Consider the following 25,597-nt stretch of genomic DNA (forward strand, 5'->3'; position numbering starts at 1 on the left):
CTTAGCGACATAAACGCCTTCACAGCGTTTATGGTCGACTTAAGCAATGCAGTACCACTAATTTGGAAGTTTATTCCTCGTCTTTCGCGGCAAAAGTTTGTGGCTCAGTACTATTAGTTTGGCCATCTAAATTAGATGTTTTATCTTCCGGAGGATTAGACTCTGCAGCCTCTTTTACTTGGGCAGAATCTGTGCTTCCCTCTGAAGGACTAGGAGTTGCTGCTTGTGGCTTATCTTTCCATTCTAATTTAATTCGATTTTGCTTATCTATTCCAGCAACATAAACTTCAATTTCTTGCCCTTCGCTAAGAACTGACTCTACTTTTTGATTTCTATCACTACAAATTTGAGAAATATGCAGTAAACCATCCTTACCTGGTAATAAATTAATAAATGCACCAAAATCTACAATTTTACTAACCTTACCTTTGTAAGTTTGACCAACTTCAACTTCCGCAATGAGTGCTTTAATTTGACGTTGAGCATTCTCTAGTGCCTCAGCATCTGGTGAAAATAGTTGCACTGTGCCTGAATCATCTATATCGATAGAAACACCTGTTGTTTCTATTAATCCTTTAATAGTCGCACCCCCTTTGCCAATAATGGTACGAATTTTATCTTCTGCAACTTTCATTGTAGTAATACGAGGGGCGTGCTGAGAAAGCTCTTCTCGATGCTCAGAAAGCGAATTATTCATCACACCTAAAATATGAATTCGGCCCGCTAGTGCTTGTTCTAAGGCTTGCTGCATAATTTCTTTGGTAATACCTTTAATTTTTATATCCATTTGTAATGCGGTAACACCTTTTTCAGTACCAGCTACTTTAAAGTCCATATCACCTAGGTGATCCTCATCGCCTAAAATATCAGTAAGCACCGCAAATCGATCACCCTCTTTAATGAGTCCCATAGCAACCCCAGCCACAGGCGCTTTTAAAGGAACACCCGCATCCATTAAAGCTAAACTAGTACCACATACGGTTGCCATTGAACTTGAGCCATTAGATTCAGTTATTTCTGAAACCACACGTAGCACATAGGGAAATTCATTGATGTTCGGTAATACTGCCATGAGACTTCTTTTAGCAAGACGGCCATGACCAATTTCTCGGCGTTTAGGGCTACCGACCATGCCTGTTTCGCCTACAGAATAAGGAGGGAAATTGTAGTGCAGCATAAAGCGATCTTTACTTTCACCTATCAAACTATCTAGTATTTGCGCATCTCGCTCATTTCCTAATGTAGCGGCAACAATAGCCTGGGTTTCGCCACGCGTAAATATGACTGAACCATGAGCTCGCTCTAATAATTTAGTGCGAATTGCAATCGGACGAACCGTTTGATTATCTCTACCATCAATGCGTGGCTCACCATCTAAAATACGGTTTCTTACTACTTTTTTTTCTATTTCGCTTAATAAATCTGCAATAGCAGCTTGATCAATATCGGGCTGCTCAGTAACAAGGTTATTAATAATTTGCTGTTTTATCTCAGATAGCTGTTGGCGTCGCTCTTGCTTATCTTTAATTAAATAAGTCTCTGCAACTACGTCAGTAGCCAGTGCCTCTACACGCCCTTTTAGTTCATCATTACCAACAGGAGGCGTCCAATTCCAGGGCGTTTTATTAACTTCAGCAGCTAATTCTTTAATACCTTGAATGGTACCTTGCAGCATTTCATGGCCAAACAGGACTGCGCCAAGCATGATTTCTTCACTTAGTTCTCGTGCTTCAGACTCAACCATTAAAATAGCATCACTAGTCCCTGCAACGACTAAATCTAATTCAGATTGCTGAACCAACTTATGACTTGGATTAAATAAGTAAATGCCATCTTTATAACCTACCCGAGCAGCACCTATAGGACCTTGAAAAGGAATACCAGATATGGCTAAAGCAGCAGAAGCACCAATCATAGCAATAATATCTGCCGGCACATCTGGATTTAGGGACATGACTGTCGCAATGATTTGCACTTCATTATAAAATCCTTCAGGAAATAAAGGACGTAAGGGGCGATCCATTAGGCGAGAGATTAATGTTTCTGATTCAGATGGACGGCCTTCTCTTTTATTAAACCCACCTGGGATCTTACCTGCAGCATAAGTTTTTTCTTGATAAGTCACTGTTAAAGGCAGAAAATTACCACCACCAGCACTTTCTTTATTCCCTACTACAGTAACTAGAACTTGCGTGCCGCCCATACTTGCGAAGATAGCACCATCAGCTTGACGAGCAATTTCACCTGTTTCTAAGGTCAAAATATGCTCGCCAAATCTTATCTCTTTAACAATTTTATTACTCACGTAACTTACCTCATAAATATTAAAAAAAAGGCGCAGAATACTGCGCCTTTTTAATTAAACAGCAAGGGTCTTGTCCTTAAGTCTCAAGATTAACTTTTAATAAGAATCACGCAGTCCAAGACTTTGAATTAAATCTTGATACCGTGCCTGATCTTTGCTTTTTAAATATTTTAAAAGCTTACGTCTTTTATTAACAAGGGCTTGTAAGCCGCGACGTGAATGAAAATCTTTGCGATTTACTTTAAAGTGTTCAGTTAAATATTTAATACGCTCAGACATTAGCGCAACTTGAACTTCTGGTGATCCGGTATCTTTTTCAGCGCGTTGGTACTGTTGTACAATTTCTGCTTTTTGTCCGCTAGCTAGCGACATAGGCTTACTCCCAAATATAAGCTAAGTATATTTCAATAAAGTCGTGTATTCTAGCAAGGCCTCTGCCAGGACACAAGTACTAGCTGTTAATTATAGTTAATATTTGTTCAATATTAAGATTAGATTTATTCCAATTGCATCTGATAGATTTAAATAACTTAAAATTTAGCAAGTTATTATTGATCAAGCACCTAAAATTGATTGTAAAATTAACTAGCCCCACTATTATTGCTTATATTTGCAACTAAGAGCCGTTTAACCTTAAGCTGTTTCAGCTCCGTAATTTCGCCTAAACCTATAAATTGTTGATTCAGTGTATGCAACCTAACATACTCCTTGCCTATATCTATATCCTGCTTATTGATCACTTTTCCTTGACGTAATTGCTGTTCTTCTTGCTCATTAAGTGTGATTATGGGTAAATAATTAACTGCATACTCACAAGGAATAAGGTAAGACTCTAGAGAAGTTAATTCATTTAATTCAGCAAGTTCATACATGGGCTTATCTTTAAAATGATTGACATATACCCTATGTAATTGGGTCATATGCGCATGCACACCTAACTGCTCACCTATATCCTCCACTAAATTACGTATGTAGGTCCCTTTGCCACAATGGACTTTCACAGTAAATTGCTGGCCATCGAAAGAAAGCAGCTCTATTGAATGGATATTGATTGGCCGGGCCGCACGTTCAATAGTTATACCTGCCCGTGCAAGTTTATAAAGAGGCTGGCCTTTAAATTTTAATGCAGAAAACATGGTAGGTACTTGCATTGTTTGGCCAATAAAATGGCTTATCACTTCCTGCAATGCGTACTTTTCAACCTGAAACTTATCCACTTTAGCAATGATGTTACCTAATACATCGCCTGTATCAGTTTTTACACCTAACATGCCTGTTGCTACATAGGATTTATCATCATTGAGTAAATAATGACAAAATTTGGTCGCTTCACCAAAGCAGATTGGTAGCATACCAGTAGCTAAAGGATCTAAGCTACCCGTGTGTCCAGCCTTTTTAGCCTTAAAAAGGCGCTTTACTTTTTGCAAAGCGCCATTAGAGGTAATTCCTTGCGGCTTATTTAAAAGTAAGATTCCATTTACGTTTGCTTTATGTTCAGTCAGACTCATGATTTTGATCAGGTGATGGATTCACATCATCAATGAGTTTACTTAATCGGCGGCCATACTCTAATGATTCATCATAAACAAAGTGTAACTGAGGGACTGTACGTAAAGTTATTGTCCGTGCTAAAGCTGTTCTTAAATAACTTGCGGCTGTATTTAGAATTTGTGCAGTTTGCTCGATATCACTGTTTAAAACAGTAAAATAAACCTTCGCATGCCCTAAGTCTGCAGAAACTTTTACTGCAGAAATAGTTACAAAAGCAGGCATACGCGGATCTTTAATTTCTTGTTGAATAATTTGTGATAGCTTGCGTTGGATCATTTCTGCTATTCGATCCGTACGCTTGAAATTATTACTCATAAATCTCGCTTAATTTCTACTGTTTCAAATACTTCGATTAAATCGCCAGCTTTAACATCGTTATAGTTTTTAACACCAATACCACATTCAAATCCTTGTTTAACTTCAACCACATCATCTTTAAAACGACGTAAAGATTCTAAGGTGCCCTCATAGATAACTACGTTATTACGTAAAACACGAATAGGATTATTGCGCTTAATTGCTCCTTCAATAACCATACAACCTGCAATAGCACCTAATTTTGGCGAGCGGAACACATCTCTTACTTCTGCAATACCAATAATCTCTTCTTTAAATTGTGGTGCTAACATGCCGGATAGAGCACTTTTAACTTGGTCAACGATATCATAAATAACACTAAAATAGTGTAATGCAACTGATTCTTGCTCAGCTAAACGTTTAGCGCCACCGTCGGCTCGTACATTAAAGCCGACTAAAATTGCATTTGAAGCAATAGCCAGATGCACGTCAGACTCTGTAATTCCACCAACACCGCTTGCGATAATTTGTACCTTTACTTCATCAGTTGATAATTTCACTAAGGCATCAGCAATCGCTTCAACAGAACCCTGTACGTCTGCTTTAAGTACAATGCCCAGGACTTTGGCTTCAGCTAACGCCATATTTTCAAAGATGCCTTCAATACTAGATTTTTGGCGGCGTGCTAACTTCACATCACGGAATTTTCCTTGACGGAATAAAGCGACTTCCCGAGCCTTCTTTTCATCAGCTACAACCACTGCTTCATCACCTGCATGTGGAATCGCAGATAAGCCGAGTACTTCAACGGGAATAGATGGTCCAGCACTTTCAATTTGAGAACCGTTATCACTAACCAATGCTTTAACACGACCGTATTGAAAGCCAGCTAATAGGATATCTCCTTTATGTAAGGTACCATTTTGTACTAATACAGTAGCCACTGGCCCACGACCTTTATCAAGCCTCGATTCAATCACCACACCTCGAGCAGCGCCATCAGTATGAGCTTTTAATTCTAAAACTTCTGCTTGTAATAAAACAGAATCTAGTAACTCATCAACACCCATTCCTGTTTTAGCAGAAATATTGACAAACATGGTGTCACCACCCCAAGGCTCAGGGATAACTTCATAACTAGACAGCTCATTCATGACGCGCTCAGGATCTACGTCAGCTTTATCCATTTTATTAATAGCAACAATGATAGGAACCTTAGCAGCCTTAGCGTGTTGTACTGCTTCAATTGTTTGTGGCTTAACGCCATCGTCGCCAGCTACTATTAAAATTACGATATCAGTTGCCTGTGCTCCCCGAGCTCGCATTGCTGTAAATGCCGCATGCCCAGGTGTATCTAAAAACGTAATATTGCCTTTAGGAGTACTAACATGGTATGCACCTATATGCTGCGTAATACCGCCTGCTTCACCCGCCGCGACCTTGGTTCGTCGAATGTAATCAAGTAATGAGGTTTTACCGTGGTCAACATGGCCCATGATTGTAACAACAGGCGCACGTGGTTCTTGCTTACTGCCTTGCAATAAAGCATTACCTAAATCTTGCTCAATTGCATCCTCTTTAAGAACTTTTGGCCGATGCCCCATTTCTTCTACAACAATGACAGCCGTATCTTGATCAATAACTTGGTTAATGGTTGCCATTGCTCCAAGTCCCATCATAATCTTGATTACTTCCGCAGCTTTAACAGACATACGTTTTGCAAGTTCAGCAACAGTAATTGTTTCCGGTATAACAACATCACGAATTACAGGTGAAGTTGGCATTGCAAACCCATGTGTTAATGCCTCTTCTGCTTCGCGATATTTTTCAGATTTTTCATGACCTTTGCGTTTTTTCGCTTTATTACGCTTAAAGCGAACTTGCATATTTTCATCATCTTCGATTTGAGGAGGTTGATATTTATTTTTCTTTTTAACTTTTTTATCAGGCTTATCACCTTCTTCAAAATCAAAACCTTTCTTCTTAGTAGGTTTCTCTACCACTTCGTCTTTTGTATTACTTAGCGCTGAATCTTTCACAAATAATTTAAGATTCGCATCTTCTTCAACGCCTAATTCATTAGCAGCGATAACTTCGCTAGTTTCATTAGTCATGTCAGGTTCCTGCACCTCTTCACTTATTGGCGTCTTTTCTTCAGTAATAGGTACTTCAGCTACTTGATCACCATCAGTTACGGCAGCTTCTTCATCTGCTTGATTAAGATTAGCTACTTCTGCATCCTCTAAAACCTCTTCCGTAACAGGAGTAACTAAATCACTGTCGGCCGCCAATTCGGTTTCTTTAAGCTGTTGTATATTATCTTCCTCAAGAAAAGGTTGCTCTTGTGGGGCTTGTTCCTGCAATGTAGAGCGTTTTACATAGGTTCTTTTTTTCCTAAATTCAACGTTTACTGTTTTAGCTTTATGAATATCACCAACTGTTACTTGAGTTAGACTTTTACGCTGTAATGTAAACCGCTCAGGAGTAGCACGGGCATCGCGCTTCCCACTATTTTTTAAATGATTTAGCAAGATTCGCTTTTGGTCTTCATTTACTGTTTGGACAGCAGTAGTAAAAGATAGCCCCGCTTCCTGCAACTGGTTCAATAAACGCTCAACTGGAATTCCCACAACTTGCGCCAATTGTTTAACCGTTACATCCGCCATATTCATAATCCTCGTTCAGCAATTATTACATCGCCTTTGTTCATACTCTTTGCATTTTATTATGGCATAAGCCTATAACTTGCTTAAAAAAATAATTTAATCATTCAATTAATGTTTAAAGATAAATCCTTAATCTGTTTATTGTTAGTTTACTTTTAACCTCTAATTAACTATTACTGCTATACAGTAATAATACAACGTTAAGACTGCTAGCCATACTACTTAAATTTGATGACCGTTAAGATTCTTAACTGATAACAAAATGAGGTACCATGCTCATTTAGCTTAAAATTAACTTTGCCTTCATAAACTATATAAGCATAGTTTTTATTTATGTTAGTACATCTTTTAATATTTTAAAGGAACCAAGGTTCACGTGCTTTCATAATTAATGCACCTGCTTTTTCTTCTGACATGTCAGGAATATCTAGCAACTCATCTACAGAAAGCTCAGCTAATTCTTCAATCGTATTAATCCCTTTGCCAGCTAAACTAGCTGCAATTGCATCTGTCATCCCCTCTAAGGTTAATAAATCACTTTCAGTAGACAGATTGCTTTCTGAAGTCAGCGCTTGAGTCAATAAGGTATCATTAGCTCGATTCCTTAATTCTTCAACAATTTCCTCATCAAATTCCTCAATAGCCAACAATTCTTCTTTTGGAACATAAGCAATTTCTTCAAGTGAAGAGAAGCCATTGGCTATTAATAGCATACCTAATTCTTCATCAATATCTAAAGACGAAGTAAATAAATTAACAATTCTAGATGTTTCTTCTTGGCTCTTATTATTAAACTCTTCAATTGTCATAACATTTAGTGTCCAGCCGGTAAGTTGGCTTGCTAGCCTTACATTTTGGCCATTTCGACCAATTGCTTGTGACAATTGTTCTTTTTGTACCGCTAAATCCATAGCATGAGTATCTTCATCTACTACAATTGATGAAATTTCAGCAGGAGCCATTGCATTAATGACCAATTGCGCAGGATTATCATCCCAAAGGATAATATCAACACGCTCACCGCCTAGCTCACTTGAAACAGCTTGTACACGAGCACCACGCATACCAACACAGGCACCTACAGGATCAATGCGACCATCATTGGTCTTAACAGCAATCTTGGCACGAACGCCCGGCTCACGCGCAGCGGCTTTAACTTCAATAATATTTTCACCAATCTCAGGTACTTCAATACGAAATAGCTCAATAAGCATTTCATTACGTACCCGACTTACATAAAGCTGCGGTCCACGAACTTGAGGCGTAATTTCATACAAATAAGCGCGAACCCTATCATTAGGTCTAAACATTTCATTTGGCAACATTTCTTGCCGTGGTAAAAAGGCTTCTGCTTTGCCGCCTAGATCAATGATAATGTTGTCACGTGTAACTTTTTTAACAGTACCATAAATTAGTTGTCCAAGCTTACTATTGAATTGATCAACAACTTGTTGTCTTTCAGCTTCACGAACCTTTTGCGAAATAACTTGGCGTGCAGTTTGCGCAGCAATCCTACCAAACTCAATAGAAGGCATAGGTTCTTCAATTTTATCACCCACTTGAATTGATGGAGAACGTTCTTTAGCATTACTTAATGAGATTTGATTATCAGTCGATTCAACTTCATCATCAGGGACAACATCCCAGTAACGAAATGTTTCATAATCGCCAGTACGCGGATCTAACTTAACCCGAACACCTATATCAGCTGCTGATAATTTTCGGGTTGCGGATTCTAGCGCGGACTGAATAGCTTGTAATACTACCTCTTCGCTTACCCCTTTTTCATTGGATAATGCCTTAGCAATTAATAGCATTTCTTTACTCATTCTTGGCCTCACTCGCCTATCAAATTTGCTTTTACAATCTGGGAAAATTGCACTTCGTATTGCTCATCATTAACCTTTAGGGTAAACGCATCATTAGTTACAGATTGGATAATTCCTTTAATTTTACGCTTACCATTGATAGGCTTATGGAGTTTTAACATCACATCGCTACCTATATATTGTCGATAATGTTCTCTATCAAATAAAGGCCGTGGAATACCAGGCGATGAAATCTCTAAGCTATAATGCCCTTGGATCGGATCTTCAACATCTAAAAGTGCACTTACCTGTCTGCTGACACGCTCACAATCAGTTATGTTAACCCCATTTTCCTTATCAATATAGATTCTTAATAATGAATGCTTACCCTGCAATAAATATTCACAACCCCATAAAACGTAACCCAACTGGTTTACTAAAGGCTCTATCAGCTCCTGAATATCCTTTCTAATCATAACGTACTCAATTTACAAAGTATTTATTGGATAATTTATCCAAAAGTTAAAACTTCGATTAATTCTAAAAATTCAAGGAAGATGGCCTATTGGCTAATTATCAATTATAGAATAGAACTTTTTCTAAACTTTAATTCTTAAGTTGCAATTACCCTAGCAAAGCACTGCTTAAATTAATACTTAAGCAAAGCTAAAAAAGAACTAACTTTTACCCGATGCATCTATCTAACTTATGCATAATAAAAAACCCCATAAATGGGGCTTTCAATAGTGGTAGCGGGGGCAGGATTTGAACCTACGACCTTCGGGTTATGAGCCCGACGAGCTACCAGGCTGCTCCACCCCGCATCAACTGAGGCAATTATAAGCATGCCTCTGAAATATAGCAAGTATTTTTTTATTATTTCCTAACTAGTGAATGCATTAACACAAGCATTAATCAATCCTGATGGAAATATGCCTAAAAATAAGAGAGATAAGCAGTTTGCAGAGTAAAGTAAAGTAGACGACATGGGTAAGGTTACTTCTGAAAACTCAGCTGCATCATCAAAATACATGATTTTAACGATTCGAATATAATAGTAAGCTCCTACCACCGCAAAAATTAATCCTAGTACGGCAACCCATGTCATACCAACATCGATGAGCGCTTTCAAAACTAATAGTTTCGTAAAAAAGCCGACCGTTGGAGGAACGCCAGCCATAGAAAACATGACAATTAACATCATAAAAGCTAACCACGGGTTACGCTTATTTAAGCCCCTTAAATCATTAACTTCCTCAATTTCATAGCCATTTCTGGAAAGTAAAACAATAAAGCCAAATGCCGCAACTGTCATTAATGAATAAACAAGAATATAATAAGTTGCAGCAGCGTACCCTGCCGCGCTACCAGCCAAAATTCCAAATAAAGCATAGCCAACATGCGCAACTGCTGAATAGGCAAGAAGCCGCTTAATATTGGTTTGGTTCACAGCAACAAAATTACCTATCGCTGTTGATAATAACGTCATAGCTAAGAGCAATTGCTGCCACTGCGGCGCAAATTTGATTAAGCCAATCGTCAAAAGCCTTAGCGCCATACCTAGTGCCGCTATTTTAGGTGCCGAACTAATAAATAAAGTTACTGAAGATGGCGCGCCTTGATACACGTCTGGAGCCCACATATGGAAGGGTACCGCGGCGAGTTTAAAGCCAACGCCAACTAAAACAAACACTAAAGCGAAGGATATAAGCATATTTTGCTTATCCCAATTGACTGCAATAGCATTAGCCATATCTGTTAGGTCTAATTTACCTGTAGCTCCATAAAGTAGAGAGAATCCATAAAGCAACATACCAGATGCAATTGCGCCCATGATAAAGTATTTCAATGCCGCCTCTGCAGCATCACTATTAGTTCGTCTTATCGCAGTCATGGCATAAAGAGGCAAGGACAATAATTCTAGGCCTAAATAAATCGTTAACAAAGAATGCGCCGAAACGAGTATCATCATTCCTAAAGTTGAAGATAACCCTAAAATATAATAATCGCCAGAAGGCATTTGACGCTCATCAATATATTCACTTGAGTAAGCAAAGCAGATAAAGGCACTGAGGGTAATAAAAATCTTCATCAATTGCGCAATATCATCACTAATAAATAAACCATTTAAAATAAGGACTTTAAAATTCCCAAGTAACATAAAACTTGTCAGCCCTGCTAGAGCAAGCCCAATTAAGCTTATAGATAAAGTTATGTTTTTATAGTGATGCCTAAAAAATAAATCCGCGAGCAAAGCAATAGTTAATGTAACTAAAAGGATTATTTCTGGAAGAGCAAAACTAAGGTTATCAAGTAATGGGATCATGTAATTAACCTGTTATTATAATTTAGATTTATCAGCTTGCGCTAGCGTATAGCTAACAGATTGATGCACGTAGTCAAGCATTGGTTTTGGGTAGATACCCATCGCCAGAACCATTAATGCCAATAGAACATACGCACTTAATTCAAAACCTGATATATCTTTAAGAGAGGCGACTTTATCATTCGCAATTTTACCAAAGATCACACGTTTATACATCCATAGCGTATAAGCGGCCCCGATAATTAAGGTGGTTGCTGCCCAAAAAGCCACCCAAAAATTAGCCTTCATACTACCAAGAATAATCATAAACTCGCCAACAAAGCCCGAGGTTCCAGGCAAGCCAGCATTTGCCATAGCAAACAGCATAAAGAAGGAGGCAAAGATTGGCATGGTATTAATAATGCCACCAAAATCTTTTAATTGTCGGGTATGCATGCGATCGTAAATATAACCAACACCAGCAAACATAGCGCTTGAAACAAAGGCATGTGAAATCATGACAATGATTGCACCCTCAAGAATTAAACCAGCGTTCGTTAGACCTGAATGATCAGCAATAGCATAAATCGCAAAACATCCTAAGGTTACAAAACCCATATGAGAGATTGAAGAATACGCAATTAAACGCTTCATATCTTGCTGTATAATAGCAACCAGCCCAATATAAACCACCGCGATTAAAGATAAGGCAATCATTAATGGGGCAAAATAACGGCATGCGTCAGGCACTATAGGCAGCGCAAAACGGATAAAACCGTAACCACCTAATTTTAGTAAAATTGCAGCTAAGACAATTGAACCACCCGCAGGTGCTTCAGTATGAGCATCAGGCAGCCAAGTATGGACGGGAAACATAGGAATTTTAATTGCAAAGCCAAAGAAAAAAGCAATAAAAATTAATGTCTGAGCTGTCATAGTTAATTTAGCAGCGTATAACATTTCAATTTTAAACGAGCCTACTTGGAATCCTAAGTAAAGAAACGAGGCTAGCATTAAAACAGAACCTAAAAAGGTATAGAGAAAGAATTTTATTGCAGCATAAACTCGATTATCTGAGCCCCAAATACCAATAATTAGATACATCGGTATCAATGTTGCTTCAAAAAAGATATAAAACACAATGGCATCAGTTGCTGAAAATATTCCAACTAATAAGCCTTGCATAATTAGAAAAGACGCCATGTATTGGCCAATGCGTTTATGGATACTATCCCATGTTGCTAAAACAACTATTAAATTGGTAAAAACACTAAGTACAATTAATAATAAAGATAAGCCATCAATACCTAGACTATAATTAATACCTAATGCCGGCATCCACGCTAGCTCCTCAACATATTGCATACCAGCCAGATTAGGATTAAATCCTAAAACTAAAGGAACACAAATTATTAAAGTTAGCAAAATAGTAAATAGCGCTAAAAAGCGAGAGTTATTTGGGTTTTTATCATCACCAGTCAGAAATACAAATATTCCGCCAATAATAGGTAACCAGATTAATAAATTAAGCAAATGATGCATTTCCCCACCTTCTATTAGCCGAGCAATAACCAGCATAAAAAGACAAACAGACCCAATACCATTACGGTAGCATAATGATAAAGATACCCACTTTGTAACATGCGTCCTTTTCCAGCAACCCAGCGAACCATACGACCAGTTCCGTTAACAAAAAACCCATCAATTAATGCTTGATCGCCTCGACGATAAAGTAGACGTCCTAAGGCCTTAGATCCGCGCACAAAAACTTTATCATTAAAGGTATCAAACCCATATTTATTTAATAAAAGCTTATAAATTCCTGAAAACTTTGTTGCTAGAATGGCAGGAACTTGAGGGAATGCCATATAGCATAGCCAGGCTAAGAAAATACCAGCTAGTGTTACCCAAAAAGTAAGTGATAAAGGCGAATGAAGCGCACTCATGAAGGGTGATGACACTTCATGGGCTAACTCTGCTAATACATTATGCTCAGGTAAAACAAATAATGATTTCGCTAACAGTGAAGGATTTCCAAACAACATAGGCATATATAATATATACCCAATGATAACTGACGGAATAGCTAAGATAACTAAGGGTAGCCAAACAACCGCAGGTGATTCATGTACGTGTGACCAAGTATGCTCATCCATGCGCGGCTTACCATGGAATGTCATAAATAAGGCACGGAAAGTATAGAGAGCGGTGACCATTGCGCCTAAAGCAACACAAAAATAAGCATAGCGCGCGCCTGGAATAGTAGCTAGTTTTGCCGCTTCAATAATTGTGTCCTTAGAATAGAAGCCAGCAAAAGGTGGCACAGCACACAAAGCAAGGCTACCAATAATAAAAGTAACATAAGTGATTGGCATTTTACGCCATAAGCCACCCATTTTACGCATATCTTGCTCATGATGCATGCCAATAATGACAGAGCCTGCACCTAAAAATAATAATGCTTTGAAACAAGCATGAGTTAATAGGTGGAATATGCCAGCACTGTAGGCTGAAGCACCCATAGCCACCATCATATAGCCTAGCTGTGACAAAGTAGAGTAAGCGACAACTCGCTTAATATCATTCATAACTAACGCCAGAATTCCAGTAAACAATGCGCCAGTAGCCCCAATAACTAGAACAAAACTTAGCGCTGTATTCGAGAATTCAATCATTGGTGAAATACGAGCAACCATAAATACCCCTGCTGTCACCATAGTAGCCGCATGGATCAAAGCAGAGATTGGCGTAGGACCTTCCATTGATTCTGGTAACCAAACATGTAAGGGCACCTGTGCTGACTTACCCATAGCACCAATAAATAATAAAATACATATTACGGTTAATAACGACCAACTGTAACCGCTATAAAGCTGAATGGATTGACCTGCTAGAAACTGTGCGCTTCTAAAAACAGTGTCATAATCAAGGCTACCTGTATAAGCAAGAATTAAACCTATTCCTAAAATAAACCCAAAATCGCCTACACGATTGACTAAGAAAGCTTTTAAATTACCTTCAAGTGCTGATTCTTTGGTATACCAAAAACCAATAAGCAAATAAGACACAAGGCCTACGCCCTCCCAACCAAAAAAGAGCTGTAGAAAATTATTAGCTGTCACTAACATTAGCATCATGAAAGTGAAAAGAGAAATGTAGCTAAAAAAACGTTGATACCCATCATCATCAGCCATATAGCCAATACTATAAATATGCACAAGCAACGAAACAAAGGTTACAACAACTAGCATTACCGCGGTTAAGGGGTCAATAAGAAAGCCAATATGAAACGAATAAGGAAAAAGTGTACCTCCACTTGCCCAGGTATATAAATTAACATTTAAATCAGCTGCGTCACCTGTAAAAATGTCTGTCGCTACAATAACCGATAAAACAAAAGACAGCCCTACTAGGGCAATAGTTACACTATGAGCCCCAACCCGACCAATTTGATTACGAAAAAATCCAGAAATAATCGAGCCAATAAGCGGAGCAAGAACAAGTAAAAGACATAGCTGTTGAATATGCACGTTATTAACCTTTTAAATGATTCATTTTATCAACATCAATGTTGCCGCGATTTCGATAGAGCAACACCACAATAGCTAAACCAATTGCAGCCTCAGCAGCAGCAACCGTTAAAATAAAGAAAACAAACACTTGTCCAGTGACTTCACCATAGTAATGTGAAAAAGCGATGAAATTTGTATTAACTGCTAAAAGCATAAGCTCAACACAGACAAGTAATAAAATAATATTCTTTCGATTTAGCATAATGCCGACTAAACTTAGACCGAATAAAAGGGCAGCTAAGATTAGATAGTGATTAACTGGTATCATGAATTTTCCTGGTACTTATTTTTCAGATTTTAGCGAAATAAGACTAACTCTATCTTCACGCCGAGTCATAATTTGTTTTTTAATATCCTGCCTTTTTGAACGTACAATGCCACGGTGTGCCAAAGTAATGGCTGAAATAATGGCGACCAATAACAGTACTGCCGCTAATTCAAAAGCCAAAATATAATCTGTATAAAGAACCATACCTATTTGTTCTGTATTTGAAGGCCGCTTTTCCAATGCTGATACATCCGCTGCATCATGTAAATCAATAACTTGTGGCGTAGCAAGTGCTTGCTCAACGCCTCTCGTAAACCAATTATCAGGTACAGCAACTAACAATAAGCCAACAAGTAACGCCACTAAAATCATGCCAAATGGTAAATACCGAGCAAAATGCGATTTTAAAGACTCTGTATCAATATTCAACATCATAACCACAAATAAAAATAAGGTCATGACAGCACCAACATAAACTAGCACCAAGATTAAAGCTAGAAACTCTGCTCTAAGTAAAATCCAAAGCACAGAGCTTGCGAAAAAAGTAGCTACTAAAAACAAAACACAACGAACCGGGTTGTTTTGCGTAATAACCATAATCGCTGAGAGTAATGCTAACCCCGCAAAAATGTAAAAAATGACCTGAATTAATAAATTACTCATCACAACCCCATTATCGCCAATCTTTATCAGCTTCACGATCAGCTGCTAATCGTTTTTCCATTAAATCGCCCACTGCTAAAAGCTTTTCTTTTGTCATAATATTTTGCCCACGCTCACTAATGTGATAATGCTGTATAGGCGTTAAGACGATTGAATCTACTGGGCAAGATTCTTCACATAAACCACAATAGATACATTTGAAGGCATCTATATCATAGCGAGTTGTACGCCGAGAGCCATCAGCACGCTCTTCAGATTCAATAGTAATAGCAAGTGCTGGGCAAACTGCCTCACATAACTTGCACGCTATACAGCGCTCTTCCCCATTAGGGTAACGTCGCAACGCTAGCATATGACCACGAAAACGAGGCGATACTGGGGTTGCTTCTTCCGGAAATTGAACAGTAACTTTTTTCTTTAAAAAGTGCCTTCCTGTTAATTTTAAGCCTGCCAAAATATCTATTAGGAGAAAGCTTCGCAAATAGTGTCTTATAGTTCGGTATATATTTTTCATTAATTTACTCAGTTACTAATTAAACCACGGTTTTAGCTGTGCCAATACCATTAAAGCAGTAACAATAACCCAAACGATAGTTACCGGAATTAAAACTTTCCAGCCCAAACGCATTAATTGATCATATCGATAGCGAGGAAGCGTGGCACGTATCCATAAATAGGCAAATAAGAAGAAAGAAATTTTTAGTAATAGCCACACAAACCCAGGCACAACAAAGAAAATATCACCCAACACAGGAATACCTTCAAAAGGCGATAACCAACCACCTAAAAATAACAGCGAAATCACAGTTGAAATTAAAACCATGCTTGCATATTCTGATAAGAAAAAGAGCATAAAGCCAATACCAGAATACTCAACATGGAATCCAGCCACAATTTCTGATTCCCCTTCCGCTAAATCGAAAGGTGCACGATTAGTTTCTGCGAGCGCTGCTATCCAAAATATAACAAAAAGAGGAAATAAAGGCACAAACCACCAATGCCAAATGCCTCCCCGCTGCGAGAGGACAATATCCGATAAATTCATACTGCCTGCGGCAAGCAATACACCTACGAATGCGAAACCCATCGCGATTTCATAAGACACTGTTTGGGCGGCACTTCGTAATGAACCAAACATAGCATACTTAGAATTCGATGCCCAACCTGCAATCAATACGCCATAAACAGCCAAAGAACTTAAAGTAAAAATAAGTAAAACACCAGCATTGATATTAGATAAAACAATACCTTGACTAAAAGGTATTACAGCCCATCCAGCAAGTGCGGGTGCCAATGCAAATAAGGGAGCAACAATAAATAAGTATTTATTAGACTTATTTGGGACAATAATTTCTTTATGAAGCAGTTTAATTAAATCCGCAAAGGGTTGTAATAAACCTTTGAAACCAACTCGATTAGGCCCAACTCGCGCTTGGATATAACCAATAACTTTTCGCTCTGCATAAGTTAAATAAGCCACAACAATCAATAGTGGTATTACAATAACTAGGATTTTAATAATAATCCAAAGCAAAATGCTAATATCATGAAGCATAGTTTATTCTTACCTATTTAGCGCTTAATAGTGATTGCTGCAAATGAATGACCTAAATCTGCTGTCTCAGGCATTGCATTTGTGACCCATACTACTTCTAAAGCTATTCGTTCATCGCGTTTAAGTGGCAATGTTATCTCAATATTTCCTTGAGAAACAGTAGCAACATCATCTAATTTCAAACGATTTGCTGTATCGGGGTGCATTCTTATACAAGCAACGTCTGCTGCAGCACATACTTGTAACTCCTCTGCATGACGTACAATAGAATCAATACGGTAAAGTGGCCATTCTCCAACCCTAACTAATTGTTGATTTAACACTGGTAAGGATTCAGGATAATAAGGCTGATACTTTATTTCACTCATCATATTAAATGCTGACTTCACTTCTGTAAGTACTTCCTCAGACGATGTGTATTCAAACTCATCGCAATGCAGTAAATTGCCTAAAACCCGCAATACCTTCCAAGCAGGTCTTGCTTCGGCAAAAGGCTTATAGGAACCTTGCACTGACTGCCATGTGTTATCAATATTGATGTAGGTACCTGATGTTTCGGTATAGGGCGCCACAGGCAGTATAACATTTGCGTAATCTCGCATCGATTCATTATTAAATGCTGACAACATCACAACAAATTCAGCTCCGAGCATAGACTGACGAGCGCCGTAGGAATTTTCAAAATCAAAACTAGGCTCAAGGCCAAGTAAAAAGTACCCCTTAAGCTTATTATCTAAAGCAGACTGAATATCTAGACCAGGATGCTCTATTGACTTACCAGCTGCGCCCCGATGTGGCAACATGCCTGCTAGATGAGCGCCTTTTGCATTGGCACCTGTTGTGAATTGTATGACTTTAACCCCAGTTAATTGCTCTAAATTATAAATTAATGTCCTTATTAATGCTGCATGGGGGTGATTTTCTGCAAGCGCGCCTAATACAATCACTGATTTAGGTTGCTTTAAAGCATCTGCAAGAATCTGTGAACTTTCATCAGGCTCAAGACCTATCAATAAGCGCTTTAACTCATTAGAATGAGACGAAGCCTTAGGTGATACTGCAAGTATTAATTTAGCGATTTGCTGTGGTATTTCTAAAGGTGAAATAACCTCTTTAACTTCAGTATCAAAAGGAAAATCATAATCCACTGGATTAATCGAGTAAACTTTCGCACCATCCTGTTGAGCTTTGTAAATACGAGTTAATGCTAGCGGTACTTCACGATTAACATTGCAGCCTATTAATAATATATGTGCTTGCTTTTCAAGCTCAGCATAGGGCAATGTATTGTTCATCAACACGGGTAATTGCTCTTGGTCGCGAAAATCAGTTTGATGAATTCTGTGATCTAAATTATTAACCCCTAATGCTCGCATTAACTTTTGTAGAAGATAAGCTTCTTCTAAGGTAGCAGAAGGTGATGCAAATGCGGCAAATTGCTCAGCGCCATGTTGCTTTATAATGCGACTAATACCATCGGCGGTAAATTTTAAGGCAGTTGGCCAATCAACCTCTTCCCATTGGCCATTTCTTTTGATTAAAGGCCGAGCTGCGCGATTGGGACTCAGTAATCCTAAATAGCTAAATCGATCCCTATCCGAAATCCACATTTCATTAATTTGCTCATTTTCTTTAGGGACAACCCGCATTAAATGATTATTTCTTACATGTACGTGTACGTTTGAACCTAGACAGTCATGTGGCGCGACACTATCATGTTGAGTTAACTCCCAAGGACGAGCTGTAAAGCGATAGGGTTTAGAAGTTAGAGCACCTACGGGGCACAAATCAATGACATTTCCCGATACTTCAGACGTCATACTATGGTTAATGTAAGTGCCAATTTGCATTTTTTCGCCGCGCCCTAAGGCACCAAGCTCACGAACACCAGCTATCTCAGTACCAAAACGCACACAACGCGTACAATGAATACAACGCGTCATTTCAGTTGCAATTAAAGTACCTAAGTCATCATCAACCACAGCACGTTTACTTTCTTCATACTCTGAATTCGAATAACCAAAGCCTAGTGAAATATCTTGTAGCTCACATTCACCGCCTTGATCGCAAATAGGGCAATCAAGTGGATGATTAATTAACAAAAACTCCATCACCGCCTGCTGCGAACGAACTGCTTCAGGTGATTTAGTAAATACCTTCATGCCATTGGTAATAGGTGTAGCACAAGCCGGAACTGGCTTGCGGCCATTTTCTACTTCAACTAAACACATCCGACAGTTTGCAGCTACTGACAATTTTTTATGGTAGCAAAAACGAGGAATATAAATGCCTGCATCATCGGCAACCTCAATAATCATTTTACCGTTTTCCGCTTCTAGCGTTTTTCCGTCAATTTCAATAGTAGCCATTCTTAAACCTTATCAATTATGCTGCAATGATTGAGCGTTTATGCTTAATGAAGTAATCAAACTCTTGATAAAAATGCTTCACAAAGCTTTGTACAGGCCAAGCCGCTGCTTCACCTAATGCACAAATCGTACGACCTTCAATCTTATCAGCAACATTAACTAATTTCTCGATATCCCCAGGCTCACCATGGCCATGTCGAATCCGATGAATTAAACGAACCATCCAACCAGTCCCTTCTCGACAAGGAGTACACTGGCCACATGATTCATCCATATAAAATTCAGAAATGCGATAGAGGGCATCAACCATGCACGTGGTTTCATCCATAATAATAACAGCGCCTGAACCTAGCCCTGAGCCTGCTTTCTGGATTGAGTCGTAATCCATGTCAAGCCCCATCATAACATCCCCTGGTAATACTTTCATGGATGTGCCGCCAGGAATGACTGCTTTAATGCGATTACCATTAAGCATACCACCTGCTAGCTCTAACAATGTTTGAAAAGGTGTACCTAGTGGAATTTCAAAGTTTCCAGGCTTATTAACATGCCCGCTCACACTAAAGCATTTAGTGCCACCATTATTTGGTTTGCCTAATTTTAAAAACCACTCGCCACCCTTTTCTAAGATAACGGGAACCGAAGCAAATGTTTCGGTATTGTTGATTGTGGTCGGTTTACCATACAAACCATAATTAGCAGGAAAAGGTGGTTTAAAGCGTGGAAAGCCTTTACGGCCTTCAAGCGAATTTAGCAAGGCCGTCTCTTCACCACATATATAAGCGCCAGCACCCAAATGATTATACAAATCAAAATCAACGCCGCTGCCTAGGATATTTTTGCCTAGCAAACCAGCCTCATAGGCTTCTTTTAAAGCAAGCTCACAGTGTTGAAAAGGCAACCAAAATTCGCCGCGAATGTAATTATAACCAACTGTGGCTCCCATGACATAACCTGCAATAGCCATACCTTCGATTAATTGATGCGGGTTATAAAGAAGAATATCTCTATCTTTACAGGTACCTGGCTCACCTTCGTCAGAATTACAAACCACATACTTTTGTATAGGCGCATTGCGGTTCATAAAGCTCCACTTAAGCCCTGTAGGGAATCCTGCACCACCTCGACCTCGCAACGCCGATGTTTTTAATTCATCAATAATTTGTTGAGGCGGAGTTTGCTCAGCTAAGATACGCCTCCAAGCGCTATATCCACCTAAGCTTTCATAGGATTTTAGCGTCCATGGCTCTTTAAGATGAAGCGTTCGGTAACACACTTGATTTAGTTGAATCATAGCTACGACCTCATTCACGAATATTGTTCTAAAACTTGATCAATTTTATCGTTGGTCAAGTTTTCGTGATAATCTTTATTAATTTGCATCATGGGCGCATTTATACAAGCACCTAAGCATTCCACGGAGCGAATAGTAAAGCGTTTATCTGGCGTCACTTGGCCTAAGTTTATGCCAAGCTTTTTTTGCAAATAATCTACAACATCAGCAGAACCCCTTAACTGACAAGAGATATTAGTGCAGACATTAACTATATTGCGTGCAGTAGGCTTATGTTCATACATTGTATAAAACGTAGCAACTTCATAAACTGCAATAGCAGGCATATCTAAATAATCAGCAACAGCATCCATTAACTCCGGCGTCAAATAGCCATGCTGATCTTGCACAATATGTAACGCACTCATCACGGCAGATTGCTTTTCATCAGGAGGATACTTAGCGATCCAACTATCAATTTCTGCTATTCGCTCAGGAGTTAAAAGCTGACAAAGTAATTTTGCTGAATTCTGAGACATACTTTAACCTTAAAAATAGTTAACTTAGTGGTTGGCTACTTAAGCCAATATTAAACACTACAGTTAATTTCCAATTTTTTGTATAAAAAGCTCTTGGCAATTTTCTTATTAAATTCCTTAGTACATAGCTCATATTTAAAAATCAAAATGACTTAACTTATCGAGCTAGCTCGAATCATTTGAGCTGAACACAAACATTAACTATTTAAATGCAAATGCCTTTACTAGAAATTAGTTTTACCTTTCTACTTTTATACTATTAAAACTTAAACTTACAGACTTTAATTATCGATCTATCTCACCAAATACAATATCTTGGCTTGCTAAAATTGCTACGCCGTCTGCTAATAGGTGACCTCTTACCATTTCGTCATAAGCCGACAAATGGGTAAATCCAGGCGCTCGAATTTTTATACGGTAAGGCTTATTAGCCCCATCTGATACTAAATAAACCCCAAACTCGCCCTTAGGTGCTTCCACTGCTGCATAAACTTCGCCCTGAGGCAAACAAAAACCCTCGGTAAAGAGTTTAAAATGGTGAATTAAGGCCTCCATATCATGCTTCATTTCAGCTCGTTTTGGCGGCGTTATCTTGTGATCGTTCACTCGCACAGGGCCTGGGTTTGCTTTTAACCATTCTATGCATTGCCGTATAATACGATTTGATTGGCGAAGCTCTTCAATTCGCACTAAATAACGATCGTAGCAATCGCCCGTTTTACCTATAGGAATATCAAAGTCTACTTTATCATAAGCAGCATACGGTTGTTTTTTACGTAAATCCCAAGCAACGCCTGAACCTCTTAACATTGGGCCAGTAAAACCCCATTGTTTTGCATCCTCAGGAGAAACAATACCTATATCAACTGTGCGTTGCTTCCAAATTCGATTGTCAGTTAATAGTGCTTCATACTCATCTACACGCTTAGGAAAGCGTTCAGTAAAAGCCCATAGGAAGTCTAATAAACTACCTTCCCGTTCCTCATTCATTTTGTCTACTTCTCGTTCACTATGCCAACGAGAAGGCTTATATTTTGGCATTGAATCCGGTAAATCACGAGCAACCCCACCAGGTCGATAGTATTTGGCATGCATACGTGCACCTGATACAGCTTCATAACAATCAAATAAATCTTCTCTTTCACGGAAACAATATAAAAAGACCGACATAGCGCCGATATCTAGTGCATTTGCACCAACCCATAACAAGTGATTTAATATTCTTGTTACCTCGTCATACATAGTGCGAATATATTGTGCCCGTATAGGAGGCTCGACCCCTAGCAATTTTTCAATCGCCAGAATATAACCATGTTCATTACACATCATTGAGACGTAATCTAATCTGTCCATGTAACCAATATTCTGTAAATATGGTTTAGTCTCAGCAAGTTTTTCTGTAGCGCGATGCAATAGACCAATATGCGGGTCAGCACGTACGATAGTTTCACCTTCTAACTCTAAAACCAAACGTAAAACGCCATGCGCAGCAGGATGTTGTGGCCCAAAATTGAGCGTATAATTTTTAAGTTCAATCATTAACCACCCCTTTTACATCATAATAGCGATTATCATTACGTATTACCTTAGGAACAAGAACACGTGGCTCAAGGTCAACAGGCTCATAAATCACTTTTTGCGTATGGGCATCATAACGCATTTGTACATGACCGCTAAGTGGAAAATCTTTTCTAAATGGGTGACCAATAAAACCATAATCAGTAAGGATGCGCCTTAAGTCGGGATGATTTTCAAATAAAATACCATATAAATCATAGGCTTCACGCTCAAACCAATTTGCCCCTTTCCATATATCATGTACTGAAGGAACAACTAAATACTGCTCATCTACAAAAACTTTTAAGCGAACACGATGATTGAGTGATGTTGAAAGTAAATGATAAACCACGGCAAATCTAGGTTTATCCATAATGTATGCTCTTGATTCAAATCGCTCTACACCTCGAGAAAAACCATATTCGGTTGCTTCGTGAGTTTCCCAGTCATATAAGCCATAATGCAGATAGTCCACAGCGCATAGATCCATAAGCTCATCAAATGCAAATAATTCATTTGTTTTTAAGCTGCTTAGGACAAATTTAAGGTTAGCTACATCTGCTTCTAGCGTAATTTCACCAAATTCTAGGGAAATTGAAGCTATTTTATCCTCTAATTCCCTTTTAATATTTTCCGCCAACGTTGCTAATTTTGTCATCTGATTTTACTATCCTAATCTAAACTTCAATTACAGATTTATGCCTAATTTTGTTTTGAAGCTGGATTATGCCATATAAAAGTGCTTCTGCTGTAGGCGGGCATCCGGGTACATAAACATCTACAGGTACAATTCTGTCACAGCCGCGGACAACTGAATAAGAGTAGTGATAGTAACCACCACCATTCGCACAGGAACCCATAGAAATAACCCATCTAGGCTCAGGCATTTGATCATAAACCCTACGCAAAGCTGGCGCCATCTTATTACATAATGTACCAGCAACAATCATTACGTCTGATTGGCGCGGACTAGGTCTGAAAATTATACCAAAACGGTCTAAATCATAGCGAGAAGCACCAACATGCATCATTTCCACAGCACAACAGGCCAGACCAAATGTCATTGGCCACATTGAACCACTACGTGCCCACCCTACTACTTGATCAATCGAAGTAGTGATAAAGCCTTTTTTTTGCAATTCTGCAGCTGCCATAGAAGCCTCTAGAAAAATCTTATTTCGTAATTATGCTCACTCTAAATATGGGTTTCGAAGCCAGTTAATTTAGGTTTAAACTATGCCTCATTTGCATAAATACTGCAATTTATAAGCAGATAAAAGAGGATGCAAATACAATTAACTTAGTATAAAGCCAAAGAAAGGTTTCGAAAGGTGTCTATTCCCACTCAAGAGCACCCCGCTTCCATTCATATATAAAGCCTATTACTAATAAGCCAAGAAAAATCATCATTGCCGAAAAACCAAACCAGCCAATCTTTCTTAAAACTAATGCCCATGGAAAGAAAAAGGCTGTTTCTAAGTCGAATATAATAAATAGTATAGCAACTAAATAAAATCTCACATCAAAAGGTATATGCGAACTTTCAAATGCGTTAAATCCACATTCATAAGGGGCATTTTTAGCTGAGTCTGGGTTGTGCTTAGAAAGCAGCGCACCAACAGAAAATAAGGCCACGCCTAAACCTATTGCAATAACAATAAAAATAAGTATTGGTAAATATTGTGATAGCATAGTTTCATTTCGCTTAAGATTGGTGCCGAAGGCCGGACTCGAACCGGCACAGCTTTACGCCACCGCCCCCTCAAGACGGCGTGTCTACCAATTCCACCACTTCGGCATGTAATTATTGTTTTCCTTTGCTGCTATCAACCGGCACAGGAATTTTAGTTTCCGGTACACTGGTTTGTTGAGGTATTGCTTGTTGCGCCGCTTTTTGATACTGCGTTGAAACAAGGTAAGATAAAGTTAAGCTTGTTATAAAAAAGGTTAGAGCTAATCCACCTGTTAATTTAAATAAAAAGCTTCCTGTGCCTTGGCTTCCAAACACAGTGTTTGAAGCACCAGACCCAAAGGCTGCGCCTATATCGGCACCTTTGCCATGCTGTATTAGTACAAGGCCAATTAGAACAAGTGACACTAATACGTGAATCATTAAGATTAGTTGATACATTTAATAATTTCCACAAACTGCCGTGCATTCAGTGATGCACCGCCAATCAACCCCCCATCAACATCAGGCATAGCGAATAATGCTTCTGCGTTTTTTTCATTCACGCTCCCACCATAAAGAAGCGGGACTGTAGCCGCATCCGCATTGCTAAATTTAGCAATGATAGACCTAATTGTTGTATGTGCCAACTGAGCTTGCTCAGGAGAAGCGGTATGCCCTGTACCAATTGCCCAAACCGGCTCATAAGCGACAACGCAATGACTAAAAGCACGTGCATCTCTTTCTGCTATAGCGCATAATTGCTTAGCTAAGACATGCTCTGTTTCACCTTCTTCACGCTCTTTTAGCGTCTCCCCCACGCATAAGACCGGTATCATACCATGATCTTTTACATGGTGGAATTTATCTGCAACAAATTTTTCATCTTCGTTAAATAGGGTTCGGCGTTCCGAGTGACCAACTAGAATATAATTACATCCATAATCTTTTAACATTGGGCCAGACAACTCACCTGTGTAAGCACCAAAATCTTTGGGATATACATTCTGAGCGCCCCAATGAATAGCACTTTTACTTAAATGAGTGCTGACCAAAGGTAAATAAATAGCCGGTGGCATAATAATACATTCTGCAGTCATTGAGCTTGGCCATAGTTGGAGCAGCTCATTTAGCAGCGCCTCAATCGACGTTAATTGGCCATTCATTTTCCAATTACCAGCTATAATTTTCTGCCTCATT

Annotated in this window: 22 protein-coding genes, 2 tRNA genes and 2 pseudogenes; all 26 read right to left on the reverse strand. The window is 38.8% G+C overall.

From position 1 onward, the window contains the following. Positions 1 to 70: 70 nt before the first annotated feature. Positions 71 to 2,305 (reverse strand): polyribonucleotide nucleotidyltransferase, encoded by a 2,235-nt coding sequence (pnp, locus tag DYE47_RS13140; RefSeq protein WP_115303794.1) that lies wholly within the window; start codon positions 2,303 to 2,305, stop codon positions 71 to 73. Positions 2,306 to 2,401: 96 nt separating this feature from the next. Continuing rightward, positions 2,402 to 2,677 (reverse strand): 30S ribosomal protein S15, encoded by a 276-nt coding sequence (gene rpsO / locus DYE47_RS13145; protein ID WP_115303795.1) that lies wholly within the window; start codon positions 2,675 to 2,677, stop codon positions 2,402 to 2,404. Between the two features lie 209 nt (positions 2,678 to 2,886). Then, positions 2,887 to 3,813 carry a tRNA pseudouridine(55) synthase TruB gene (truB, locus tag DYE47_RS13150; protein ID WP_115303796.1) on the reverse strand — a complete coding sequence of 309 codons (927 nt, stop codon included), beginning with the start codon at positions 3,811 to 3,813 and terminating at the stop codon, positions 2,887 to 2,889. Continuing rightward, positions 3,800 to 4,171, reverse strand: coding sequence for a 30S ribosome-binding factor RbfA (rbfA, locus tag DYE47_RS13155; protein WP_115303797.1), 372 nt, complete (start codon positions 4,169 to 4,171; stop codon positions 3,800 to 3,802). The genes truB and rbfA overlap by 14 nt, the downstream gene beginning before the upstream one ends. Beyond that, positions 4,168 to 6,165: pseudogene (gene infB, locus DYE47_RS13160) on the reverse strand (translation initiation factor IF-2); the annotation flags it as partial. The pseudogene infB and the gene rbfA, both read right to left, overlap by 4 nt. 236 nt (positions 6,166 to 6,401) lie before the next feature. Further along, positions 6,402 to 6,819, reverse strand: a pseudogene (locus DYE47_RS16630) (translation initiation factor IF-2 associated domain-containing protein); the annotation flags it as partial. Between the two features lie 356 nt (positions 6,820 to 7,175). Next, complete coding sequence (nusA, locus tag DYE47_RS13165) at positions 7,176 to 8,648, reverse strand: transcription termination factor NusA (protein WP_115303799.1); 1,473 nt, start codon at positions 8,646 to 8,648, stop codon at positions 7,176 to 7,178. Between the two features lie 8 nt (positions 8,649 to 8,656). After that, on the reverse strand, positions 8,657 to 9,103 hold the full coding sequence (gene rimP / locus DYE47_RS13170; RefSeq protein ID WP_115303800.1) for a ribosome maturation factor RimP: 447 nt from the start codon (positions 9,101 to 9,103) through the stop codon (positions 8,657 to 8,659). Positions 9,104 to 9,374: 271 nt separating this feature from the next. Beyond that, positions 9,375 to 9,451: transfer RNA gene (locus tag DYE47_RS13175), tRNA-Met, on the reverse strand. Positions 9,452 to 9,510: 59 nt separating this feature from the next. After that, positions 9,511 to 10,953, reverse strand: coding sequence for an NADH-quinone oxidoreductase subunit NuoN (nuoN, locus tag DYE47_RS13180; RefSeq protein WP_115303801.1), 1,443 nt, complete (start codon positions 10,951 to 10,953; stop codon positions 9,511 to 9,513). Between the two features lie 15 nt (positions 10,954 to 10,968). After that, positions 10,969 to 12,474: an NADH-quinone oxidoreductase subunit M gene (locus DYE47_RS13185; RefSeq protein WP_115303802.1), complete on the reverse strand. Its 1,506-nt coding sequence runs from the start codon at positions 12,472 to 12,474 to the stop codon at positions 10,969 to 10,971. Between the two features lie 14 nt (positions 12,475 to 12,488). Then, positions 12,489 to 14,462, reverse strand: coding sequence for an NADH-quinone oxidoreductase subunit L (gene nuoL / locus DYE47_RS13190; protein ID WP_115303803.1), 1,974 nt, complete (start codon positions 14,460 to 14,462; stop codon positions 12,489 to 12,491). A 4-nt stretch (positions 14,463 to 14,466) separates the two neighbouring features. Then, the gene (gene nuoK, locus DYE47_RS13195; protein ID WP_115303804.1) at positions 14,467 to 14,772 is read right to left on the reverse strand and encodes an NADH-quinone oxidoreductase subunit NuoK; all 306 of its coding nucleotides are present in this window, start codon (positions 14,770 to 14,772) and stop codon (positions 14,467 to 14,469) included. 15 nt (positions 14,773 to 14,787) lie between these two features. Then, positions 14,788 to 15,435 carry an NADH-quinone oxidoreductase subunit J gene (locus DYE47_RS13200; protein WP_115303805.1) on the reverse strand — a complete coding sequence of 216 codons (648 nt, stop codon included), beginning with the start codon at positions 15,433 to 15,435 and terminating at the stop codon, positions 14,788 to 14,790. Between the two features lie 10 nt (positions 15,436 to 15,445). Further along, on the reverse strand, positions 15,446 to 15,949 hold the full coding sequence (gene nuoI / locus DYE47_RS13205; protein ID WP_115303806.1) for an NADH-quinone oxidoreductase subunit NuoI: 504 nt from the start codon (positions 15,947 to 15,949) through the stop codon (positions 15,446 to 15,448). Between the two features lie 15 nt (positions 15,950 to 15,964). Beyond that, positions 15,965 to 16,990 (reverse strand): NADH-quinone oxidoreductase subunit NuoH, encoded by a 1,026-nt coding sequence (gene nuoH, locus DYE47_RS13210; protein ID WP_115303807.1) that lies wholly within the window; start codon positions 16,988 to 16,990, stop codon positions 15,965 to 15,967. A 17-nt stretch (positions 16,991 to 17,007) separates the two neighbouring features. Beyond that, a complete protein-coding gene (gene nuoG, locus DYE47_RS13215; protein ID WP_115303808.1) occupies positions 17,008 to 19,359 on the reverse strand; it encodes an NADH-quinone oxidoreductase subunit NuoG in 2,352 nt (783 codons plus the stop codon). Positions 19,360 to 19,375: 16 nt separating this feature from the next. Continuing rightward, a complete protein-coding gene (gene nuoF, locus DYE47_RS13220) occupies positions 19,376 to 20,653 on the reverse strand; it encodes an NADH-quinone oxidoreductase subunit NuoF (protein WP_115303809.1) in 1,278 nt (425 codons plus the stop codon). A gap of 14 nt (positions 20,654 to 20,667) precedes the next feature. Further along, positions 20,668 to 21,171 carry an NADH-quinone oxidoreductase subunit NuoE gene (nuoE, locus tag DYE47_RS13225; RefSeq protein WP_115303810.1) on the reverse strand — a complete coding sequence of 168 codons (504 nt, stop codon included), beginning with the start codon at positions 21,169 to 21,171 and terminating at the stop codon, positions 20,668 to 20,670. Between the two features lie 285 nt (positions 21,172 to 21,456). After that, positions 21,457 to 22,710: an NADH-quinone oxidoreductase subunit D gene (locus DYE47_RS13230; protein WP_115303811.1), complete on the reverse strand. Its 1,254-nt coding sequence runs from the start codon at positions 22,708 to 22,710 to the stop codon at positions 21,457 to 21,459. Then, positions 22,703 to 23,386 (reverse strand): NADH-quinone oxidoreductase subunit C, encoded by a 684-nt coding sequence (locus tag DYE47_RS13235; RefSeq protein WP_115303812.1) that lies wholly within the window; start codon positions 23,384 to 23,386, stop codon positions 22,703 to 22,705. The genes DYE47_RS13230 and DYE47_RS13235 overlap by 8 nt, the downstream gene beginning before the upstream one ends. A gap of 19 nt (positions 23,387 to 23,405) precedes the next feature. Continuing rightward, positions 23,406 to 23,882 (reverse strand): NuoB/complex I 20 kDa subunit family protein, encoded by a 477-nt coding sequence (locus DYE47_RS13240; protein WP_115303813.1) that lies wholly within the window; start codon positions 23,880 to 23,882, stop codon positions 23,406 to 23,408. A gap of 181 nt (positions 23,883 to 24,063) precedes the next feature. Continuing rightward, complete coding sequence (locus tag DYE47_RS13245; protein ID WP_115303814.1) at positions 24,064 to 24,420, reverse strand: NADH-quinone oxidoreductase subunit A; 357 nt, start codon at positions 24,418 to 24,420, stop codon at positions 24,064 to 24,066. Positions 24,421 to 24,440: 20 nt separating this feature from the next. Next, positions 24,441 to 24,526: transfer RNA gene (locus DYE47_RS13250), tRNA-Leu, on the reverse strand. Between the two features lie 6 nt (positions 24,527 to 24,532). After that, entirely contained in the window at positions 24,533 to 24,859 is a 327-nt protein-coding gene (gene secG / locus DYE47_RS13255; RefSeq protein ID WP_115303815.1) for a preprotein translocase subunit SecG, read from the reverse strand. After that, the gene (gene tpiA / locus DYE47_RS13260) at positions 24,847 to 25,596 is read right to left on the reverse strand and encodes a triose-phosphate isomerase (protein ID WP_115303816.1); all 750 of its coding nucleotides are present in this window, start codon (positions 25,594 to 25,596) and stop codon (positions 24,847 to 24,849) included. The genes secG and tpiA overlap by 13 nt, the downstream gene beginning before the upstream one ends. Position 25,597 lies beyond the last annotated feature (1 nt).

It is taken from the genome of Legionella beliardensis (assembly GCF_900452395.1).
In the GTDB taxonomy this organism is placed as follows: Bacteria; Pseudomonadota; Gammaproteobacteria; order Legionellales; family Legionellaceae; genus Legionella_C; species Legionella_C beliardensis.

What these genes read in the sequence shown, in the direction of transcription:
- rpsO (WP_115303795.1), bottom strand. Translation starts at nt 2,677, where the DNA reads ATGTCGCTAGCTAGCGGACAAAAAGCAGAAATTGTACAACAGTACCAA.
- truB (WP_115303796.1), bottom strand. Translation starts at nt 3,813, where the DNA reads ATGAGTCTGACTGAACATAAAGCAAACGTAAATGGAATCTTACTTTTA.
- rbfA (WP_115303797.1), bottom strand. Translation starts at nt 4,171, where the DNA reads ATGAGTAATAATTTCAAGCGTACGGATCGAATAGCAGAAATGATCCAA.
- nusA (WP_115303799.1), bottom strand. Translation starts at nt 8,648, where the DNA reads ATGAGTAAAGAAATGCTATTAATTGCTAAGGCATTATCCAATGAAAAA.
- rimP (WP_115303800.1), bottom strand. Translation starts at nt 9,103, where the DNA reads ATGATTAGAAAGGATATTCAGGAGCTGATAGAGCCTTTAGTAAACCAG.
- nuoN (WP_115303801.1), bottom strand. Translation starts at nt 10,953, where the DNA reads ATGATCCCATTACTTGATAACCTTAGTTTTGCTCTTCCAGAAATAATC.
- DYE47_RS13185 (WP_115303802.1), bottom strand. Translation starts at nt 12,474, where the DNA reads ATGCATCATTTGCTTAATTTATTAATCTGGTTACCTATTATTGGCGGA.
- nuoK (WP_115303804.1), bottom strand. Translation starts at nt 14,772, where the DNA reads ATGATACCAGTTAATCACTATCTAATCTTAGCTGCCCTTTTATTCGGT.
- DYE47_RS13200 (WP_115303805.1), bottom strand. Translation starts at nt 15,435, where the DNA reads ATGAGTAATTTATTAATTCAGGTCATTTTTTACATTTTTGCGGGGTTA.
- nuoI (WP_115303806.1), bottom strand. Translation starts at nt 15,949, where the DNA reads ATGAAAAATATATACCGAACTATAAGACACTATTTGCGAAGCTTTCTC.
- nuoH (WP_115303807.1), bottom strand. Translation starts at nt 16,990, where the DNA reads ATGCTTCATGATATTAGCATTTTGCTTTGGATTATTATTAAAATCCTA.
- nuoG (WP_115303808.1), bottom strand. Translation starts at nt 19,359, where the DNA reads ATGGCTACTATTGAAATTGACGGAAAAACGCTAGAAGCGGAAAACGGT.
- nuoF (WP_115303809.1), bottom strand. Translation starts at nt 20,653, where the DNA reads ATGATTCAACTAAATCAAGTGTGTTACCGAACGCTTCATCTTAAAGAG.
- nuoE (WP_115303810.1), bottom strand. Translation starts at nt 21,171, where the DNA reads ATGTCTCAGAATTCAGCAAAATTACTTTGTCAGCTTTTAACTCCTGAG.
- DYE47_RS13230 (WP_115303811.1), bottom strand. Translation starts at nt 22,710, where the DNA reads ATGATTGAACTTAAAAATTATACGCTCAATTTTGGGCCACAACATCCT.
- DYE47_RS13235 (WP_115303812.1), bottom strand. Translation starts at nt 23,386, where the DNA reads ATGACAAAATTAGCAACGTTGGCGGAAAATATTAAAAGGGAATTAGAG.
- DYE47_RS13240 (WP_115303813.1), bottom strand. Translation starts at nt 23,882, where the DNA reads ATGGCAGCTGCAGAATTGCAAAAAAAAGGCTTTATCACTACTTCGATT.
- DYE47_RS13245 (WP_115303814.1), bottom strand. Translation starts at nt 24,420, where the DNA reads ATGCTATCACAATATTTACCAATACTTATTTTTATTGTTATTGCAATA.
- secG (WP_115303815.1), bottom strand. Translation starts at nt 24,859, where the DNA reads ATGTATCAACTAATCTTAATGATTCACGTATTAGTGTCACTTGTTCTA.
- tpiA (WP_115303816.1), bottom strand. Translation starts at nt 25,596, where the DNA reads ATGAGGCAGAAAATTATAGCTGGTAATTGGAAAATGAATGGCCAATTA.